Below are 21,611 nucleotides of genomic sequence, written 5' to 3'. Positions count from 1 at the left end.
GAGCGACAGGTGACCCCGATGCCGGAGATGTCCGAAGAACTCGACCAGATCGCCGTCGTGGGGATGGCCGGCCGCTTCCCCGGTGCCCCCGACGTCGACAGCTTCTGGAGGAACCTGGAGGAGGGCCGGGAGTCGATCGAGGTGCTCTCCGAGGCCGGACTGCGGGCCGCCGGGGTGGACCCGGAGGTGTCCGGCCGGGACGGCTACGTCCGGGCCAAGGGCGTGCTCGCCGGGGCCGACCGCTTCGACGCGGGCTTCTTCGGCTACAACCCGCGCGAGGCCGAGATCATGGACCCGCAGCACCGGGTGTTCCTGGAGTGCGCCTGGGAGGCCCTGGAGTCGGCCGGCTGCGTGCCGGAGGACTTCGAGGGCCGGATCGGCGTGTTCGCCGGCGCCGGGATGAACACCTACCTGCTGCACAACGTCACCGCCAACCGCCGGGTCTTCGAGTCGGCGGGGCCGTACCAGACGCTGCTGGCCTCCGACAAGGACTTCCTGGCCACCAGGGTCGCCTACAAGCTGGGCCTGACCGGCCCGGCGATGAGCGTGCAGACCGCGTGCTCGACCTCGCTCACCGCCGTCCACCTCGCCTGCCAGAGCCTGCTGAACGGCGAGTGCGACCTCGCCCTGGCCGGCGGGGTGTCGATCGGCTCCCCGCTGGAGCAGGGCTACCAGTACGAGCCGGGCGGCATCCTCTCCCCCGACGGGCACTGCCGGCCGTTCGACGCCTCGGCGGGCGGCACCGTGCCCGGCAACGGCGTCGGCGTGGTGGTGCTGCGCCGGCTGGCCGACGCGCGGCGCGACGGCGACCCGGTGGACGCCGTGGTGCTGGGCTCGGCGGTCAACAACGACGGTTCACTGAAGGCCGGTTACACCGCGCCGAGCGTCGACGGGCAGGCCGCGGTGGTCTCCGAGGCGCTGGCGATGGCCGGGGTCGACGCGGGCTCGGTCGGCTACCTGGAGACCCACGGCACCGGCACCGCGCTCGGCGACCCGATCGAACTCGCTGCGCTGACCCGGGCGTTCCGCGAGGACACCGAGGAGACCGGCTACTGCGCGATCGGCTCGGTGAAGAGCAACATCGGCCACCTGGACGCCGCCGCCGGGGTCGCCGCGCTGATCAAGACGGTGCTGGCGCTGCGGCACGAGGCCATCCCGGCCTCCCTGCACTTCACCAAGCCCAATCCCGAACTCAACCTGGACTCGGGCCCGTTCTTCGTCAACGACCGGCTGCGGCCGTGGCCCCGGGGGGAGCGGCCGCGCCGGGCCGGGGTCAGCTCCTTCGGCATCGGCGGCACCAATGTGCACCTGGTGCTGGAGGAGGCACCCGCCCCTGCCCCCGAAACCGGACCGGCGGCCGCCGACGAGGGCAGCGCCCCCGTCCTGCTCCCGCTGTCCGGGCGCACCGCCGAGGCCGTCGCCGAGGGCGCCCGACGGCTCGCCGACCACCTGGAGGCCCACCCCGGCCTGCGGCTCGACGACCTCGCCCACACCCTGACCCACCGCCGCCGCGCCTTCGGCCGGCGCGCCGCCCCGGTCGCCCCGGACCGGGCCGGGGCGGTGGCCGCGCTGCGCGCCGTCACCCCCGCCGGCACGACGGAGGCCGCCGAGGGCGCCCGGGTGGCGTTCCTGTTCCCCGGCCAGGGCACCCAGTACGTCGACATGGCCCGCGGCCTGTACCGCCGGGAGCCGGTGTTCACCGCCGAACTCGACCGCTGCGCCGAGCTGTTCGCCGCCGAGCTGGGCGAGGACCCGCGCGCGCTGCTGTTCCCCGCCCCCGAGGAGGCCGAGGCGGCGGCGGAACGGCTGACCCGCACCGAGTACGCCCAGCCCGCGCTGTTCCTGGTGGAGTACGCGCTGGCGCAGCAGTGGACGGCCTGGGGCGTGCGGCCGGACGCGATGGTCGGCCACAGCGTCGGCGAGTACGTGGCGGCCTGCCTGGCGGGCGTGTTCGAACTGCCGGACGCGGTGCGGCTGGTGGCGGCCCGGGGCCGGCTGGTCGCGGCGATGCCCGCCGGGTCGATGCTCACCGTGTTCCTGTCCGAGCGGGAGCTCGCGCCCTGGCTCGCCGACAGCACCGGCGGCGCCAGCGGCGCCAGCGGCGCCGGCCTCGCCGTGGCCGCCCTCAACTCCACCGGGCTGAGCGTCGTCTCCGGCCCGACCGACGCCGTCGACGCGCTGGAGCGACGCCTCAAGGTGGCCGCCGTCCCCTGCCGCCGGCTGCACACCTCGCACGGCTTCCACTCCCCCGCCATGGACGGCGCCGTCGGCCCGCTGGTCGAGGCGGTCCGCGCGGTGCGGCCAAACCCGCCGCGGATCCCGTTCTGCTCCAACGTCACCGGCACCTGGATCACCGAGCAGGAGGCGACCGACCCCGAGTACTGGGGCCGCCACCTGCGGCAGCCGGTCCGCTTCGCCGACGCCGCCGCGCTGCTGCTCGCCGACCCGTCCTGGGTGCTGCTGGAGGTCGGCCCCGGCCACACCCTCGGCGACTTCGTCCGCCGCCACGGCAGCTGGCAGGAGGGCCGGACGGTGGTCGGCTCGCTGCGCCACCCGCAGGGGCGGGAGGACGACGCGCTGCTGCTGCGCCGGAGCCTGGGCGCGCTGTGGAGCGCGGGCGTGCCGGTCGACCGGGACGTCCTGCGGCCGGGCGCCGACGGGCGGGTGCTGCGGCTGCCCGGCTACGCCTTCCAGCGGCAGCGCTACTGGGTGGAGCCGGACCGCACCGCCGCGACCGACCCGGCGGCCGGCCCTGCCGCCACCGGCGGTACCGCGACGGCCGGGCCGGTCCCGGTCGAGGACTGGTTCCGCACCCCCGGCTGGCGGCGCCTCGCCCCGCACACCGGCCCCGACGCCCGGACCGGCGCGGACGGCGGACCGCTGTGGGTCGTGCTCGGCGACGGCACCGGCCTCGGCGCCGCACTGGCCGGGCGGCTGACCGAGGGCGGCGCCGCCGTGGTCCGGGTCGGCACCACCGACGGCTCGGAGCGCGCCGACGGGCTGCGCGTCCCCGGCCCGCACCCCCGCGGCGCCGACGCCTGGTCGCTGGACCCGGACGACCGCGCGCAGGCCGCCGAACTGCTCGGCACGCTGGACCTCCGGGGCGCGGCCTCGCTGCGGCTGGTGCACCTGTTCAGCCTCGGTGACGACCTCTCCGACGGCGACGTGCAGGACGGCGAGCCGCTGGACGAGGCCAGGCTCAACGCCGCCCGCCGGCTCGGCCTCGACAGCCTGGCCGCCCTCGCCCAGGCCCTCACCGACGCCCGCCCCGATGTCCCGGTCACCCTGGACGTCATCTGCCGGGGCGTCCACAGCGTCACCGGCGAGGAGCCGCTGCGGCCCGAGCAGGCCCTGCTGGCCGGGCCCTGCACGGTGATCCCGCAGGAGCTGCCGGACGTCGACTGCCGCCTGCTGGACGTCACCGGCACCGACCCGGCCGCCCCGGCGGAGGACGCGGTGCGCGCCGTGCACCGGCTGCTGCTGCGCGACCCCGCGGAACGCGACCTGGCGCTGCGCGGCCGGCACTGGTGGGTCCGCGACTTCGACCCGCTCCCGCTCCCGGCCCGCGACGCGTCGGCCGGGGACTCCACCGAGGCCGACGGCCCGGCCGACCCTCCGGCGCACCCCCGCGAAGGCGGCGTCTACCTGGTCACCGGCGGCCTCGGCGGAGTCGGCCTGGCCCTCGCCGAGCAACTGGCCGAGGGCCTGCGGGCGCCGGTGCTGGGCCTGCTCGGCCGCTCCGACTTCCCCGCCGAGGAGGACTGGCCGGCCTGGCTGGCGGAGCACGGCGAGCAGGACCCGACCGGTGCCCGGATCCGCCGCCTCACCCGGCTCCGGGAGCGCGGCGCACGGATCGCGCTGCTGCGGGCCGACGTCACCGACGAGCGCGAGCTCGGCGCCGCGCTGGCCGCCCTGCGCGCGCGGTTCGGTCCGCTGAACGGCGTGGTGCACGCGGCCGGGGCGCCGTCCACCGGCATGCTCGCCCGCCGGACCAGGGCGGACGCCGACGCGGTCCTGGCGGCGAAGACCACCGGCACCCTGCTGCTGGACCGGCTGTGCGCGGACGACCCGCTGGACTTCCTGCTGCTCTGCTCCTCGGTCAGCGCCGTGCTCGGCGGCCCCGGCCAGAGCGACTACGGCGCGGCCAACGCCTTCCTGGACGCCTTCGCCCAGTGGCGGCGCCGGCAGGGCCGCCCGGTGACGGCGCTCGGCTGGGGCACCTGGGAGGGCGTCGGCATGGCCGCCGGACTCACCGGCCGGGCGGCGGCCGCCGTCGGACCGGAGACCGGCCACCCGCTGCTGCGCCCGGTCCGCGCCGAGGGCACCACCGTCGTCTTCGAGACGGTGCTCACCACCGCGGACAGCTGGATCGTCGACGACCACCGGCTGATGGGCCACGGCCTGGTGCCGGGCACCGCCTACCTCGAACTCGTCCGGGCCGCGCTGGCCGGGCAGGCCGGGGAGCGTGAGATCGAGCTGCACGACGTGCTGTTCATGACGCCCGTGATCGTCCCCGACGGACAGCAGCGGACGGTGTTCACCACGATCGAGGAGCGGGACGGCCGCCCGCACTTCACCGTCCGCAGCCGCCCGGCGGCGGACGCTCCGTGGCGCGAGCACGCGACCGGCTCGGCCTCGTTCCACGAGCGCGGCCCGGACGTCGTCCGCGACCTGGCGGAGGTGCTGGAGCGCTGCGAGGTGACGGAGGTCCTGGAGACCGAGGAGGAGATCCGCCGCCGGCTCGGGGTGGAGCGCTTCGAGGAGGGCGGCGGGCCGCTGCGGTTCTGGTTCGGACCGCGCTGGCAGGTGCTGAAGACCATCCGCACCGGCGGCCGGCGGATGCTTGCCACGCTCCGGCTGGACGAGGCCTTCCTCGCCGACCTGGCGGACTACCCGCTGCACCCGGCCCTGCTCGACATGGCCGGCGGTGTCTTCCGGCTGCACGCCGAGGACCCGTACTACCTGCCGCTGACCTACCGCAGCCTGCGGATCCTGCACCCGCTGACCGGCACGGTGGAGGTCGCTGTGGAGATCAAGCACCCGGCCGGGTCGACCGGGGAGACCCTCACCTGCGACCTCGAACTGCTGGACCCGGACGGCCGGTTGCTGGTCCAGGTGACCGACTTCACGGTCAAGCGGATCAATGACGTCGAGGCGCTGCTGACCCAGATCGGACACACCGTCGCGGAGGCCGAGGCGGCCGGCACGGACACCGGGGCGGGTGCCGGGCCCGGCTCCACCGGGGCCGGTGGAGCCGGGGCGCTGGCCGCGCTCGCCGAGGGCTTCGACGAGGCGGAGGGCCGGGCCGCGTTCGCCCGGGTGCTGGCCCAGCCCGACCTCCCCGCTCACCTGGTCGTCACCCCGCAGGACTTCACGGCCCTGCGGCGGCTGGCGCGCTCGATCACCCCGGCGCTGCTGGCGCGCGAGCTGGAGCAGTTGGCCCCGCTCGGCGGCAGCCACCCCCGGCCCGAGCTGGCGACCCCGTTCGTGGCGCCCGCCACCGAGCAGGAGGAGGCCGTCGCGGCGCTCTGGCGGGAGGTCCTGGGTGTCGAGGAGGTCGGTGTGCACGACGACTTCTTCGCCCTGGGCGGCCACTCGCTGGCCGCCGTGCAGATCAACACCCGGATCCGGAGCCGCTTCGGCACCGAACTCGACCTGCGGGACTTCTTCCACTCCCCCACCGTCGCCCACACCGTCGACCTGCTGGCCGGGGGCGGCGGTGACGGAGGCGGCGACGGGGACACCATCCAGGCCCTGAGCCGCGCCGGGGACGGCGGGGAACCCGGGCAGCAGGACCTCGACGACCACGACCCCGACGGCCCGGACAGCCTGAGCGGCCTGAGCGGCCTGGACGGACTCGACGAGCTGGACGACCTCGACGGCCTCTCCGACGAGGAGGTGGAGGCCCGCCTCCAGGCCCTGCTCGCCGAGGAGACGGCCGACGAGGCCGCCGCGGACCGCACCGACCGGGGGGACCAGGAATGAGCGCCCGCGACACCCACGGAACACCCGAGGACGGACGTGCGATGACCACCCCCGACCCCGCGACGCTCTCCGCCGCCGAGAAGCGCGCGCTCCTCGCCGAACGCCTGCGCCGCAAGAAGGCCGCCCGGCCCCGGGAGCACCGGTTCCCGGCCTCCTTCCCGCAGCAGCGGATGTGGTTCCTGGACCAGCTGACGCCGGGCGACACCGCCTACAACGTCTGCGGCGCCACCCGGATCCGCGGCCCGCTCGACCTGGACCTGTGGCGGCGCGCCGTCTCCGCGATCGCCCGCCGCCACGAGGCGCTGCGCACCACCTTCCGGGCGGTGGACGGCGAGCCCGTCCAGGTGGTCACCGAGGGCGCCGAGCCGGGCTTCGCCGTCGTGCCGTGCGAGCATCTGGCCGGACCGGAGGGCGAGGAGGGCGTGCAGGCCCTGGCCCGGGAGGAGTTCTCCCGCCCGTTCGACCTGGCCACCGGTCCGCTGGTGCGGATGCGCTTCCTGCGGCTCGCCGCCGACGAGCACGTACTGCTGCTCACCATCCACCACATCGCCGGCGACCTCTGGTCCACCTCGGTGTTCCTGGACGAGTTGGTCACGCTCTACGGCGCCTACGCGGGCGGCACCGAGCCCGCGCTGCCCGAACTGCCGATCCAGTACGCCGACTACGCGGTGTGGCAGCGCAAGCGGCTGGACGGCGACGGCGCGCGGGCCGACCTGGAGTACTGGCGGCGCACGCTCGACGGGGCTCCGGCCGCCCTGGAACTGCCCACCGACCGGCCCCGCCCGCCCGTGCAGAGCACCCGCGGCGGCTCCCGCCCGTTCGCACTGTCCGGCGAACTGATGGACCGGGTGCGGGAGTTCAGCCGCGCCGAGGGCGTCACCCCGTTCATGACCCTGCTCGCCGCGTTCCAGGTACTGCTGCACCGCTACACCCGGGAGGAGGACGTGGTGGTCGGCGTGCCGGTCGCCAACCGGGGCCGCCCCGAAGTGGAGCGGCTGATCGGCTACTTCGCCAATATGCTGGCGCTGCGCACCGATCTCTCGGGCGCGCCGTCCTTCCGTGAACTGCTGGGCCGGGTCAGGCCGGTGTGCCTGGGCGCGTTCGCCCACCAGGAGCTGCCGTTCGAGCGGCTGGTGGAGGAGCTGCACCCGCGCCGGGACCTCTCCCGCACCCCGGTGTTCCAGGTCTCCTTCGTGTTCCAGAACATCGCGATGCCCTCCTTCGACGTGGCGGGGCTGCACCTGGAGCCGATCGAGGTGGCCGGCAGTACCGCCCGCTTCGACCTGGAGCTCCAGGTCTTCGACCGGCCGGAGGGCCTGAGCGGCCGCTTCGAGTACAACAGCGACCTGTTCGACGCCGCCACCGTCGACCAATTGGCCGACCACCTGCGGCTGTTGGTGGAACAGCTGCTCGACGGTCCGGACCTTCCGGTGGGCGCGGTGCCGATGCTGTCGGCAGAGGAGGAGCGGCGGCTGCGCGAGCGGGGCAACGACACCCGCCGGGAGTGGCCGGACCGGGCGCCGGTGCACCGCCTGTTCGCCGAGCAGGCCGCCCGCACCCCGGCCGCCGAGGCGGTGCGCTGCGGCGCCGAGGCGCTGGACTACGCGGAGCTGGACCGGCGTTCCGACCGGCTGGCCGCCCGCCTCCGCGGGCACGGCGTGCGCCGGGAGGTCCTGGTGGGCGTGTGCACCGAGCGCTCGGTCGACCTGGTGGTGGCGCTGCTGGCGGTCCTGAAGTCGGGCGGCGCCTTCGTCCCGATCGACCCCGGGTTCCCGGCGGAGCGGATCGCGTACATGCTGGCCGACTCCGGCCTGCCGGTGCTGCTCACCCAGCGGCCGGTGGCGGAGCGGCTGCCCACGACCGCCGCCGAGGTGCTGTGCCTGGACGAGCCCTACGAGGAGCCTGCCGCCGAACCGGCCGAGGACCCGGCGGTGGCCGAGGACGACCTCGCCTACGTCATCTACACCTCGGGCTCGACCGGGCGCCCCAAGGGCGTGCAGGTCCCGCACCGGGCGCTGGCGAACTTCCTGCGCTCGATGCGGGAACGGCCGGGTCTGACGGCCGAGGACACCCTGCTCGCCGTCACCACCCACTCCTTCGACATCTCGCTGCTGGAACTGCTGCTGCCACTGGTCACCGGCGCCCGGGTGGTGGTCGCCGAGCGCGGCGCGACCGCCGACGGCGAGCAGCTGTCCCGGCTGCTGGCCGCCTCCGGGGCGAGCGTCGTCCAGGCCACCCCGTCCACCTGGCGGATGCTGCTGGACGCGGGCTGGCCGGGCGCGCCCGGGCTGAAGGCGCTGGCGGGCGGCGAGGCGCTGCCCGCCGAACTGGCCCGGCGGCTGCGGGCCGGCGGTGTGGAGCTGTGGAACATGTACGGGCCCACCGAGACCACCATCTGGTCGGCGGTGGCCGAGGTCGGGGACGGCCCGATCTCGATCGGCGCGCCGATCGCCAACACCGAGCTGCACGTGCTCGACGAGCAGGGCCGGCTGACGCCGCCCGGGGTGCCCGGCGAGCTGTACATCGGCGGCGCCGGCCTGGCCCGGGGCTACCTGGGCCGGCCGGAGCTGACCGCCGAGCGCTTCGTGCCGCACCCGTTCGGGGCGGGGCCGCAGGACCGGCTCTACCGCACCGGGGACCTGGTGCGCCGTCGGCGCGACGGCGGTATCGAGTTCCTCGGGCGGCTGGACCACCAGGTGAAGGTGCGGGGCTTCCGGATCGAACTCGGCGAGATCGAGAGCGAGTTGGCCCGGCAGCCCGAGGTCGGCCACGCGGTGGTGACGGTCCGGGAGGACGTCCCCGGTGACCAGCGGCTGGTGGCCTACGTGGTGCCGTCGGCCGACGGGGGCCCCGGCCCGGCGGAGGAGTGGCCGGACCAGGTCGAGGAGTGGCGGCGGATCTGGGACACCGCCTACGACGACCCGGACGACGGCCCCGCCCCCGTCGCCACGGTCCCCGGGATCCCCGGCGAGGACCTGCGCGGCTGGAACAGCAGCTACACCGGGGAGCCGATCCCGGCCGGCGAGATGCGCGAGTGGGCCGACCGCACCGCCGAGCGGGTGCTCGCCCTGCGCCCCCGCTCGGTGCTGGAGATCGGCTGCGGCACCGGCCTGATCCTCCAGCGGGTCGCCCCGGAGGTCGAGCACTACTCGGGCACCGACATCTCCGAGGTCGCCCTGACCGGCCTGCGCGAGGTCGTCGACGGCGCCGCCGGCACCCTCGGCGAGGTCGCGCTGCACCTCTGCGCGGCCGACCGACTGGACCGGCTGCCCGAGCGGCTCTTCGACGTGATCGTGCTCAACTCGGTGGTCCAGTACTTCCCGGACGAGCGCTACCTGCTGCGGGTGATCGAGGGCGCGCTGCCCCGGCTCGCCCCGGGCGGCTCGCTGTTCCTCGGCGACATCCGCAGCCTGCCGCTGCTGGAGTCCTTCCACCTGTCGGTCCAGCTCGCCCACGCCGAACCGGGCCTGCCGCCCACCGAGTTGCTCGCCCGGACCCGCCGCCGGCTGGCCGAGGACGAGGAACTCGTCTTCGACCCCGCGCTGTTCACCGCGCTGCCGAGCCGATTCCCGGCGGTCCGCGAGGTCCGGGTGCTGCCCAAGCGGGCCGCCACCGCCAATGAGCTGACCCGGTTCCGCTACGACGTCGTCCTCACCACCGGACCGGCCACCACCCGACCGGCCGCCACCGCCCCGGAGGCCCCGGCACCGGATCCGCTGGAGCCGGATCCGCTGGACTGGGCCGCCGAGGGCCTGAGCGTGGCCGCGCTGCGCGAGCTCCTCGCGACTCGGCGGCCCGCGCTGCTCGCCGTCTCCGGCGTGCCCAACGCCCGCCTGCGCGAACTCGCCGACACCCTCGGACGGCTGGACGACGGCCGCGAACCGCCCGCCGACCGTCCCGAGGCCGTCGACCCCGAGGAGCTCTGGGCCCTCGGCGAGGCACTCGGCTACCGGATCGACCTCGACTGGTCCGAGCACGGCCCGGACGGCGCCTTCACCCTGCTCGCCCACCGGCCCGACGCCGACGGCGGGCCCACGTCGCTCGTCCCGAGCACCGTGCGGCCGCCCGCGACCGAACCGGACTGGGGCCGCCTCGTCAGCGGCACCCGGCGCCGGCTCGCCCGCCGCCTCGTCCCGGCGCTGCGCTCCGCCCTGGCCGAACGCCTGCCCGGCTACATGGTCCCGTCCGCGTTCGTCCTGCTGGACGCGCTGCCGCTGACCCCCAACGGCAAGACCGACCGCAAGGCGCTGCCCGCGCCCGACGGCGACCGCCGCGACCTCGACGCGGTGTACGTCGCCCCGCGCGACGAGCGCGAGGAGGCGCTCTGCGCGCTGTTCGCCAAGGTGCTCGGGGTGCCGGCGGTCGGCGTCCACGACAGCTTCTTCGACCTCGGCGGCCACTCGCTGCTCGCCACCCGGCTGGTCTCCCAGATCCGGTCCGCCCTGGGCGCCGAGGTCCAGGTCCGGGCACTGTTCGAGACCCCGACGGTGGCCGGACTGGCCGCACGCCTCGCCGCCGAGGACCCCGACCGGACCCCCGGGGCGCCCCGCCCGGCGCTGGCCCCCGAGGCCCGGCCCGCCGAACTCCCGTTGTCCTTCGCCCAACGCCGGCTGTGGTTCCTCGACCGGCTGGAGGGCCCCTCCGCCACGTACAACATCCCGATGGCGGTACGGCTGACCGGCCCGCTGGACACCGACGCCCTGCGGGCCGCACTCGCCGACGTGGTGGAGCGGCACGAGGCGCTGCGCACCGTCTTCCCCGACACCGGCGGGGTGCCGCGCCAGCACGTGCTCGACCCGGCCGCCGCCCGCCCGGTGCTGACCGTGACCGAACTTCCCGAGGCAGCCGCGGCCGCCGAGGCCGTGCGTGCCGCCGCCCGCCACACCTTCGACCTCGCCCGCCGGATCCCGCTGCACGCCGAACTGCTGCTGCACGGGCCGGAGTCGCACACCCTGGTCCTGGTGGTGCACCACATCGCGGCCGACGGCTGGTCCGTCGCCCTGCTCGGGCGCGACCTCGCCACCGCCTACACCGCGCGCCTCGGCGGCCGCCCGCCGCAGTGGGCGCCGCTGCCGGTCCAGTACGCCGACTACACCCTGTGGCAGCACCGGCTGCTCGGCGGCCAGGACGACCCGGACAGCCTGCGCAGCACCCAACTCGCCTACTGGCGCGAGGCCCTGGCCGGACTGCCGGAGCGGATCGCGCTGCCCGCCGACCGCCCGCACCCGGCCTCGGCCACCCACCGCGGCGGCACCGTCGCCCTGCGCTGGGACGCCGAACTGCACACCGCCGTCGCCGCGCTGGCGCGCCGGCACGACGCCAGCGAGTTCATGGTCGTGCACGCGGCCCTGGCCGCCCTGCTGCACCGCCTCGGCGCCGGGGACGACATCCCGGTCGGTGCGACCGTCGCCGGCCGCACCGACGCCGCCACCGAGGACCTGGTCGGCTTCTTCGTCAACACCCTGGTGCTGCGCGCCGACCTGTCGGGGGCGCCGAGCTTCCGCGAGCTGCTGGCCCGGGTCCGCGAACGCGGCCTGGACGGGTACGCCCACCAGGACGTCCCGTTCGAGTTCCTGGTGGACGCGCTGCGCCCGGCCCGCTCCACCGCGCACCACCCGCTCTTCCAGGTACTGCTGGCCTGGCAGAACGTCCCGGACGCGGTGCTCGGCCTGCCCGGTCTGACCGAGCAGGCCGTGCCGGTGGACAGCGGCGGCGCCCGGATGGACCTGGTGTTCTCGCTGACCGGCCGCCGCGCCCCCGGCGACGGCGCGCCCGCCGGGATCGACGGCGTGGTGGAGTACAACGCCGACGTCTTCGACCCGGCCACCGTGGAGCTGCTGGCCGAACGCCTGCGGCGGATGCTGCTGGCGGTGTGCGCCGCCCCGGACCGCCCGGTCGCCGAGGCCGAACTGCTCTCCGCCGACGAGCGTCAGCTGCTGCTGACCGACTGGGCCGGAGGCCGACTCCCGGCCCACTCCCCCGCCACCCTGCCCGCGCTGTTCGAGGCCCAGGCGGCCCGCACTCCGGAGCGGACCGCCGTCGTCGACCCCGGGCGGGAGCTGACCTACGCCCAGCTGGACGCCGAGGCCAACCGGCTGGCCCATCTGCTGATCGCCCGCGGGGCGGGCCCGGAGCGGCCGGTCGCGGTGGCGCTGGGGCGCTCGGCCCGGTCGGTGGTGGCCATGCTGGCCGTGGTCAAGGCGGGCTCCGCCTACCTGCCGGTCGACCCGGACTACCCGGCGGCACGGATCGCCTTCCTGCTCGACGACGCCCGCCCGGTGCTGCTGCTGACCGACGACGGGTCGGCCGCCGCCCTGCCGGAGAGCGAGGTCCCGGTGCTGCGGCTGGACCGGCCCGAGGTGCTCGCGGAGCTGGCCGCCCGCCCCGCCGTCGCACCGACCGACGCCGACCGCGCCGAGCCGCTGACCCCGGCCCACGCGGCGTACATCATCTACACCTCGGGTTCCACCGGCACCCCCAAGGGCGTGGTGGTCACCCACACCGGCATCACGGGCCTGGTCGCGGCGCAGGCCGAGGGCTTCGGGCTGGACGAGCACAGCCGGGTGCTGCAGTTCGCCTCGCCGAGCTTCGACGCCTCGGTGGCGGAGCGCTGCGACGCGCTGCTGACCGGCGCCGCGCTGGTGGTCGTCCCCAAGGAGGAGCTGCTGCCCGGCGAGCCGCTGACCCGTACCTGCGAGCGCTACGGCGTCACCAACGCGACGCTGCCGCCCAGTGTGCTGGCCGCCGTGCCGGAGGGCGGACTGCCCGCCGGACTGTCCCTGGTGGTCGCGGGCGAGTCCTGCCCGGCCGCGCTGGCCGACCGGTGGTCGGCGGACCGGCGGATGGTCAATGCCTACGGGCCCACCGAGACCACGGTGTGCGCCACCCTGACCGGGCCGCTGACGCCCGGCGCCGGTGCCCCGCCGGTCGGCCGGCCGATCGCGGGCGCCCGGGTGTACGTGCTGGACGAGGGACTGCGGCCGGTGCCCGCCGGTGTGCCCGGCGAGCTGTTCGTGGCCGGCGCCGGCCTGGCCCGCGGCTATCTGGGCCGGCCCGGGCTGACCGCGCGCCGCTTCCTGCCCGACCCGTTCGGCGCGCCCGGCACCCGGATGTACCGGACCGGGGACCTCGTCCGGTGGCGGGCGGACGGCCGGCTGGACTTCCTCGGCCGCACCGACCACCAGGTGAAGGTCCGGGGCTTCCGGATCGAGCTGGGCGAGATCGAGTCCGCGCTGTCCGCCCGTCCGGACGCGGCCCGGGCCGTGGTGACGGTCCGGGAGGACCGGCCGGGGCAGCGCACCCTGGTCGGCTACCTGGTCCCCCGCCCGGGGGCCGCGCCCGACCCGGCGGAGGTGCGGGCCGCGCTCGCCGCCGAGCTGCCGCCGTACCTGGTCCCGGCGGCGGTGGTGGTGCTCGCCGAGCTGCCGCTCACCGCCAACGGCAAGGTGGACCGCGACCGGCTGCCCGCCCCCGGCTTCGCCCCGGGCGCCGGGTCCGGCCGGCCGCGCACCCCGGTCGAGGAGACCCTGTCCGCGATCTTCGCCGAGGTGCTCGGACTGCCCGAGGTCGGCACCGGGGACGGCTTCTTCGACCTCGGCGGTGACAGCATCCAGGCGATCCAGGTGGTCTCCCAGGCCCGCAGCGCCGGGCTGATGATCAGTGCCCGGGACGTCCTGGCCCATCAGTCGGTGGGCGCGCTGGCGGCCGTGGCCGTCCCGGCGGACGGGACGGCCGGGCCCGAGGACGACGGCGTCGGTACGGTCGGGCCCACCCCGATCACCGAGTGGCTGCGCGAACTGGACGCCCCGATCGACGAGTTCAGCCAGGAGGCGGTGATCGCCCTGCCGCCGGCCGGGGTGCTGGACCTGCCGCGGCTCACCGCCGCGCTCCAGGCGCTGGTGGACCACCACGCCGTGCTGCGCTCCCGGTTGACCGTGGGCCCGGACGGCCGCTGGGAGCTGGAGACCGGCCCGGTCGGCTCGGTGCGGGTCGCCGACCACCTGGTCCGGACGGACGCGGCCGGAGCGGACTCCGGGCAACTGCGGGCGCTGACCGCCGCCGAGGCCGGCGCCGCCCGCCGCCGACTGGACCCGGCCGCCGGGGTGATGCTCCGGGCGGTCTGGCTGGACACCGGGGAGCACACGCCCGGCCGGCTGCTGCTGGTCCTGCACCACCTGGTGGTGGACGGCGTCTCCTGGCGGATCCTGCTGCCGGACCTGCGGGCCGCCGGCGAGGCCGTGCTCGCGGACCGTCCGGTGCTGCTGGCGCCGGTCGGCACCTCGGTGCGGCGCTGGTCGGAGCTGCTGGCCGCCGAGGCCGCGGCACCGCACCGGCTGGCCGAACTCCCCGACTGGCAGCGGCTGCTGACCGGCACCCCGGCACTGCTGCCCACCACTGGCACGGTCACCGGCACCGGCACCGACACCAGCACTGGCACTGGCACTGGCACCGGCACCGGCACCGGCACCGGCACCGGCACCGGCACCGGCACCGGGCGGCTGGTCCTCACCCTCCCGCCCGAGGACACCGCCGCACTGCTCGGCACCGCCCCCGGCGCCTTCCACACCGGCGTGCAGGAAGTGCTGCTGGCCGCGTTCGGCATCGCCCTGGAGGAGTGGCGCCGCCGCCGCGCGCCGCTGGACCCGCCGGCCGACGGCGTCCTGGTCGCCGTGGAGAACCACGGCCGCCAGGAGGACCTCGCCGACAGCGTCGACCTGTCCCGCACCGTGGGCTGGTTCACCGGCGTCCAGCCGGTCCGGCTCGCCCCCGGCCCGCTGAGCTGGGCCCGGGTCACCGAGGCCGGGACCGAACTGGCCGCCGCCGTGGTCCGGATCCGCGAACAGCTGGCCGCGCTGCCCGGCGACGGCCTCGGCCACGGGCTGCTGCGCCGGCTCAACCCCGCGACCGCCCCCGCACTGGCCGAACTGCCCGCCCCGCAGGTCGCTTTCAACTACCTCGGGCGCTTCGCCGACGCCGGACCGGACACCCCCTGGGCACCGGTCACCGCCGACGCGGCGCTCGCCCTGGGCGACCCGGACGCCCCGGTCGGCCTGCTCACCCACCCCGTGGAGCTCAACGCCGTCACCTACGACAGCCCCGACGGCCCCCGACTGGCGGCCGGCTGGACCTGGGCGCAGGGCGTGCTCACCGAGCCCGAGGTGCGCGAACTGGCCGAGACCTGGTTCGCCGCCCTCAGGGCCGTGGCGGGCTGCGCGGCCCTGCCCGGTGCCGGCGGTCCGCCGCCCGCGGGGAACACCGACCGCCGACGGCGCCGACCCGCCCGAACCGCCGGTCCGGTGCCGCCGGCCGACCGCACCCACGGTGTGCCGCTGTCCTTCGCCCAGCTGGACATCGTGCACCAGCCCGTCGACCCGGAGTCCTCGCACCACAACGTCATCACCGCGACCGTGCTCACCGGCGTCCTCGACCCGGCGGCACTGCGGGCGAGCCTCGACACGATCGTGCAGCGGCACGAGGCGCTGCGGACCAGGATCGTCGAGGACGGGCCCGGCGACTGGCGCCAGTTCGCCGACCCCGTCGGCGGCTGGCCGCTCGCCACCGTCGACCTGCGCGAGCACCCCGCCGCCGACCGCCGGGAGGCGGTGCGCCGGCTGGTCGCGGCCGAGGTGGACCGCCCGTTCCGGCTGGCCGAGGGCCCGTTGGTGCGGGGCACCCTGATCGCCACCGAACCCGGCGAATGGGTGCTGGTGCTGGTGCTGCACCACATCGTGGTCGACCTGTGGTCGTACGCGCTGCTGGGCCGCGAGCTGGGCGAGCTGTACGCGGCCCGGGTGCTGGGCCGCGAACCGCGGCTGCCCGCGCCGTCCGTCCAGTACCCGGACTGGGCGGCCTGGCAGCGGCGGCGGCTCGCGGACGGCGTGCTCGACGAGCATCTCGCCTACTGGGAGGGGCTGTTGGCGGACCTGCCGGCGCTGCCCCGGTTCGAGGCGCCGGAGCACCAGCGGGCCGAGGCCGTCACCGGGTACACCAGCGGCTTCGTCCTGGAGCCCGCGATCACCGCGGCGCTCAAGGAGGCGGCGCAGCGCGAGGGGGTGACGCTGTTCATGCTGCTGCTGACCGGCTTCCACCTGCTGCTGCAGAGCTATGCGCGGGGCGAGGCGCCGGGGCAGGAACCGGGCGGCGACCTCGCGGTCGGCTTCCCACTGGCCGGCCGGGAGCACCCGCAGACCGAGCAGATGATCGGCTTCTTCATCAACCCGGTCGTGGTCCGCCCCCGCCCGGCCGAGGACGCGACCGTGCGCGAGCTGCTGGCCGCCGTCCGGGCCGGTGTCCTGGACGCCCATCTGCACCAGGAGGTCCCGCTGCGGCAGCTCCGCAAGGACGCCGGGGAGGACCACAACCCGCTGCGGCTGCTGTTCAACCTGCTGAACGTGGCCGGCGACCCGCTGGACCTGCACGGCCTCACGGCGGCGCCGCTGAGCCTGGACGTCGGCGACGCCGAGGTGATCCCGGAGCTGGTCACCGAGATGCGCCCGCACAACGCCGACCTCTATCTGATGATGCACGAGTCCGAGGCCGGGCTGCGCGGCCTGTGGCTGTACTCACCGGACCGGATCGACCCGGAGTCGATGGCGGCCATGATGCGCCAGTGGCCCTTGGTGCTGGAGCTGTTGACGCACCGGCCGGACCTCCCGCTGGCCGAGCTGCGGCGCCGCGTCCGCGACCGCCCGACGGGCTGACCCGCCCGACCGCCCCTCACCGGCCCGACCTCCCGCGCCTCCCGCGCCTCCCGACCCGAAAGGCCTTCGATGAACCGCACCGCCAACCCCGTCGCGCTGATCACCGGCGGCACCCGCGGCATCGGCCGCGCCACCGCCCTGCGGCTGGCCGAGGACGGCTACGACATCGCCCTCTGCTACAGCGCCGACGCCGACGCCGCCCGCACCCTGGAGAAGGAGTTGCTGGACCTCGGCCGTGCCGCCTACGTCCGGCGGACCGATGTCGCGGACGCCGAGGCCGTCCGCGACCTGGTGGACGGCGCCGAGGACGCGCTCGGCCCGATCACCGCACTGGTCGCCTCGGCGGCGATCCTCCGCGACACCCCGCTGCTGCTGATGGAGGACGAGGACTGGCAGGACGTGCTGCAGGTCAACCTCAGCGGGGTCTACCACGCCTGCCGCGCGGTCGTCGACGGCATGGTGCTGCGCCGCCACGGCGCCATCGTCAACCTGTCCTCGGTGGCCGGGATCTGCGGCAACGCCGGACAGACCAACTACGCGGCGACCAAGGCCGGGATCATCGGCTTCACCCGCTCGCTCGCCCAGGAGGTGGGCCGCTACGGCATCCGCGCCAACGCGGTCGCCCCCGGCTACATCGACACCGACCTGGTCGCGCAGCTGCCCGAGGAGGCCGTCGAGCGGTCCCTGGAACAGGTCGCCCTGCGCCGCCTCGGCCGCCCGGAGGAGGTGGCCGACCTGGTGGCCTTCCTGCTCTCCGACCGGGCGAGCTACCTCACCGGCGAGGTGCTCCGGATCGACGGCGGCTTCCGCTGACCCGACCCACCGCCCCGGCCGCCCCGCCCTCCCCTGCTCACCCCTGGAGCCCATCGTGCAATGGACCGTCCTGGTCAACGACCAACAGCAGCACGCCCTCCACCCCGCCGACCGCCCCGCCCCGGCCGGCTGGCACCCCACCGGATTCACCGGCACCGAGGAGTCCTGCGCGGCCCACGTCGACGCGACCCGGCCCGACGTCCGCCCGCTTCCGCCGCGTTCCTGAGCGGTGTCCTTCACCTCTCCTCGAATCATTCGGAAACTTTCCTAACCAAATCCATTGACCCCGCGGCCCGGGACCCCGATTCTGTGAGACACCCGCCGCGGGCGCCGTCGTCGTCCGCCGCGGGCGGTCCTCCTCCACCTCCCCCTGAGCTGCCGTCAGCCCTGTGCGGCGGATCGACGAAAGCGAGTTGGCATGCGCAAGACCATCGGAGTCCGCCTCACCGCCCCGCTGCTGGCCGCCACCCTCGGTCCGGCCGCCCTCCTGCTGGCCCCGGTGGCCTCCGCCGCAGCGGACCCGGCCGTCGCGAACCCCGCCGTCGCGGCCGCGCCCGGGATGGCCGCCGCGCCCTACGAGTACCTCGGCTGGGGCAACCCGCAGAAGCCGACGGACGTGATGAAGGCGACCGGCGTCAAGTGGTTCACGCTGGCCTTCATCCTCTCCGACGGCGGGTGCAACCCGAAGTGGGACGGCAGCCGGCCGCTCACCGGGGGCTCCGACGAGGCCGCGATCAAGTCGATCCGGGCGGCCGGCGGCGATGTGGTGGTCTCGGTCGGCGGGTGGAGCGGCAACAAGCTGGGCGAGAAGTGTTCCAGCGCGAGCGCGCTCGCCGGCGCCTACCAGAAGGTCATCGACGCCTACAAGCTCAAGGCCTTCGACATCGACATCGAGGACACCGAGTTCGGGAACGCGACGGTCCGTCAGCGGGTGGTCGACGCCCTGAAGATCGTCAAGACCAAGAACCCCGGCCTGGTCACCTACATCACCATGGGCACCACGCCCACCGGCCCGGACGCCACCGGCAAGGACCTCATCAAGCGCGGCGCGGCGGCCGGCCTCGCCAACGACGGCTGGGTGGTCATGCCGTTCGACTTCGGCGGCCACAGCGGCACCATGGGGCAGGCCTCGGTCGGCGCCCTGGAGGGCCTCAAGGCGGCGGTGAAGAGCGCCTACGGCTACAGCGACGACGCCGCCTACCGGCACATCGGGGTGTCCTCGATGAACGGGAAGACCGACGAGGCCGGCGAGACCGTCACCACCGCCGACTTCCGCACCCTGCTCGGCTACGCCCAGCAGCACCACATCGCCCGGTACGCCTTCTGGTCCGTCAACCGCGACCGCGCCTGCGGCTCGGGCACCGACGCCGACGCGTGCAGCGGCGTCGCGCAGTCCCCGTACGAGTTCACGAAGATCGTCGTCCAGTACCAGGGCTGAGCCCCCGGCCGGGGGGGGGGCGGCGGCCGGGGGGCGGCGGCCGGTCCGCCGCAGCCGCGCCCCCGGCCGGTCAGCCCAGGTAGCGGCCGTCCCTGGCGACCACCCGGCCGGCCCGGACCACCAGCTCGCGCGGCGGCAGGTCGACGACGACCTGCGGGAGGCACTCGCCGGACACCAGCATGAAGTCCGCCGGCGAACCCGGCTCCAGGGTGACCCTCGGCAGGTCGAGCAGCTCGGCACCGCCGTCGGCGGCCAGCGCGAAGCACGCGGCCAACTCCTCGTCCGTGCGGGCGTCGGTCGTCCAGCCGAGCAGGTGGGCCCGGTGCAGCATGTCCGCGTTGCCGAACGGGCTCCAGGAGTCCCGCACGCCGTCCGAACCCAGGCCCACCCGCACGCCGTGCGCCCGGAGTTCACGGAACGGCAGGACCTGGTGCGCCGAGGGGGCGATGGTGGTGAGCCCGACGCCGGACCCGGCGAGCAGCTCGGCGAGCTCGTCGAACCGCTCGCCGCCCAACTCCGGGACGCAGAAGGCATGGCTGACCACCACCCGGCCGGCCAGACCGGCCGCCCTGGTCCGCGCGGCGATGTCGCGCAGCGGGGCGAGTCCCCGGTCGCCCCGGTCGTGCAGATGGACGTCCAGCCGCAAGCCGTACCGCTCGGCCAGACCGAAGACCAGGTCGAGCTGGGCCGGGCCCTCGCCGTCCGGACCGCCGTCGAACCCGTCCGGGTCGATGCCACCGACCGCGTCGATCAGCCCGCCCGCCGCCGCCTCGGCCAGCAACTCCCCCGCCCCGGGGGTGCGGCGGACGCCGTGCTGCGGGAACGCGACCAGCTGGACGTCCAGCGCCCCGGCCAGCCGCTCCCGTGCCTCGGCCAGACCGGTCACCCCGGCCAGGCCGAACGCGGGCGCGACGTCCACGTGCGCCCGGACGGCCCGGGTGCCGGAGGCCACGGCGTGGGCGAGCAGCCGGTGGGCGCGCTCGGCGAGCGGGGTGCGCTGGTGCCGGTGGAGGTCGACGTCGCCCTCCACGTACTCGGGCAGCGAACCGGCCGGGCGCCGGCTGTACCAGGGCTCGCCCCAGGCGGTCTTGTCCGGGTGGATGTGCGCGTCCACCAGGGTGGGCAGCGCGATCCGGCCGACGCCGTCGACCACCTCCGGCTCGGCGCCCTCCGGCAGCCGGTCGACCAGCAGGCCGTCGACGGCGACCAGGTCGACGGCCCGTTCGGCGCCGTACGGGCGGACGTCGCGGAACACGGTGACGGCGGGGGCGGCCATGGGGGTCAGCCTCTCGGTCAGGGGGCGCTGAGGACGGGAAAGATCCAGTGTCCCGCCGATTCCCAGCAGGGGGATCGACCGATCGGACGACACGGCCGTCCACCGACCGTCGCCCCCGGAGGGGCCGAGCCGCCGATTCCCCGCCGGGGCCCGATGGCGCAGGGTGGGTGGCGGCCCAGTCCGAGGAGGAGCCGTGACCACCCGCGCCGCACTCGCCCGCACCGCTGTCCTGACCGCGCTGACCGCAACCCTGCTCGCCGCCTGCGGCAGCCCGGCCCCCGCAGCCGCGCCCGCGCCGACGTCCGCCTCCGCTCCGGCACCCGTGCCCACGCCGCCCCCGACAGCGAACCCCGCGCCGGCCGCCGCCTCCCCCACCCTCCTCGTCACCGACTTCGGCGCCGACACCGTCACCTTCGTCGACCCCGCTCGCCCCGGCCGCGCCGCCGACCTGGGCTCCGTCCGCGTCGGCACCGCCCCGTACGGCCTCGCCGTCGCACCCGACGGCACCGCCTGGGTCGCCACCGCCGAGGGCGTCGCCGCCGTCGACACCCGGACCCGCACCCGCGTCGCCCTGGTCCCCCACACCACCCGCACCGGGCCGGTCACCACCGGCGAGTACCGGGGCGGCGGCATGGGCATCGCGCTCTCCCCGGACGGCACCCGCGCCTACGTCGGCGTCAACGTGCCCGGCGGCAACGGCACCCTGGAGGTCGTCGACACCGCGACCCGGACGGTCGTCCAGGTCGTCCCGGTCGGCCGCCGGCCCTTCGACGTGGACGTCTCCGCCGACGGACGCCAGGTCTACGTCACCGACCACGACTCCTTCGACGTCACCACGGTCGACACCGCCACCTGGGCCACCCGCCGGACCGAGGTCGCGCCGTACGGCACCGAGGGCGGGCTCGGCTCCTGGCTGAAGCCGCACTACACCGCCGTCCGCCCCTCCGACGGCGCGCTGCTGCTCCCCTTCGAGGGCGAGCGCCTCGCCGTGGTCGACCCGTCCACCGGCCGGGTCACCGTCGAGCCGATGACCGCCAACACCCATCAGCACGGCGTCACCGCCGCCCCCGACGGCACCCTCTACATCGTCGGCACCGGCCCGATCGACCCCGCCGCCGACGCCGGACCGTCCCTCACCGTCCGCGCCCCCGACGGCAGCGAGCGCCTGGTCCCGCTGGACGGCCCGCACGAGACCGTCACCCTGTCCCCCGACGCCCGCACCGCCTACGTCTCCGGCGGCTTCACCCGCGAGGGCGGCTGGGACGGGCTCACCGTCGTCGACACCGCCACCGGCCGCACCACCCGCCTCCCCGTCGGCCACCTCCCGCTCGCCGTCGCCGTCCTCCCGGACCGCCCCTGACGGAGCGTCCCGGAGGACCGCCGCGCCGAAGCCGCCGTC

6 protein-coding genes and 1 pseudogene are annotated in these 21,611 nt (G+C 75.9%); 6 read left to right on the top strand and 1 reads right to left on the bottom strand.

Features of this window, described 5'->3' with window-relative positions; translation table 11 throughout:
- The first annotated feature begins 18 nt into the window (after positions 1-18).
- From BI06_RS24340 to BI06_RS24320, 5 genes are all read left to right on the top strand, one after another.
- The gene (locus BI06_RS24340; RefSeq protein WP_043471630.1) at positions 19-5,985 is read left to right on the top strand and encodes a type I polyketide synthase; all 5,967 of its coding nucleotides are present in this window, start codon (positions 19-21) and stop codon (positions 5,983-5,985) included.
- Between the two features lie 41 nt (positions 5,986-6,026).
- Positions 6,027-16,685 carry a non-ribosomal peptide synthetase gene (locus BI06_RS51125; protein ID WP_051741768.1) on the top strand — a complete coding sequence of 3,553 codons (10,659 nt, stop codon included), beginning with the start codon at positions 6,027-6,029 and terminating at the stop codon, positions 16,683-16,685.
- Between the two features lie 69 nt (positions 16,686-16,754).
- On the top strand, positions 16,755-17,498 hold the full coding sequence (gene fabG, locus BI06_RS24330; protein ID WP_030395408.1) for a 3-oxoacyl-ACP reductase FabG: 744 nt from the start codon (positions 16,755-16,757) through the stop codon (positions 17,496-17,498).
- 55 nt (positions 17,499-17,553) lie between these two features.
- The gene (locus BI06_RS24325) at positions 17,554-17,724 is read left to right on the top strand and encodes an MbtH family NRPS accessory protein (protein ID WP_233290280.1); all 171 of its coding nucleotides are present in this window, start codon (positions 17,554-17,556) and stop codon (positions 17,722-17,724) included.
- A 192-nt stretch (positions 17,725-17,916) separates the two neighbouring features.
- Positions 17,917-18,936 (top strand): chitinase, encoded by a 1,020-nt coding sequence (locus tag BI06_RS24320; protein ID WP_043471627.1) that lies wholly within the window; start codon positions 17,917-17,919, stop codon positions 18,934-18,936.
- A gap of 70 nt (positions 18,937-19,006) precedes the next feature.
- Here BI06_RS24320 and BI06_RS24315 read toward each other — a convergent pair.
- A pseudogene (locus BI06_RS24315) lies at positions 19,007-20,315 on the bottom strand (amidohydrolase).
- Between the two features lie 90 nt (positions 20,316-20,405).
- Here BI06_RS24315 and BI06_RS24310 point away from each other — a divergent pair.
- Complete coding sequence (locus tag BI06_RS24310) at positions 20,406-21,572, top strand: YncE family protein (protein WP_043471625.1); 1,167 nt, start codon at positions 20,406-20,408, stop codon at positions 21,570-21,572.
- Positions 21,573-21,611: the final 39 nt, after the last annotated feature.

It is taken from the genome of Kitasatospora sp. MBT66, from assembly GCF_000710405.2.
In the GTDB taxonomy this organism is placed as follows: Bacteria; Actinomycetota; Actinomycetes; order Streptomycetales; family Streptomycetaceae; genus Kitasatospora; species Kitasatospora purpeofusca.
This window is presented reverse-complemented; position numbering and strand designations above follow the sequence as displayed.

Bases quoted from the DNA above. Each gene is read 5' to 3' on its own strand.
- BI06_RS24340 (WP_043471630.1), top strand. From the start codon at position 19: ATGCCGGAGATGTCCGAAGAACTCGACCAGATCGCCGTCGTGGGGATG.
- BI06_RS51125 (WP_051741768.1), top strand. From the start codon at position 6,027: ATGACCACCCCCGACCCCGCGACGCTCTCCGCCGCCGAGAAGCGCGCG.
- fabG (WP_030395408.1), top strand. From the start codon at position 16,755: ATGAACCGCACCGCCAACCCCGTCGCGCTGATCACCGGCGGCACCCGC.
- BI06_RS24320 (WP_043471627.1), top strand. From the start codon at position 17,917: ATGCGCAAGACCATCGGAGTCCGCCTCACCGCCCCGCTGCTGGCCGCC.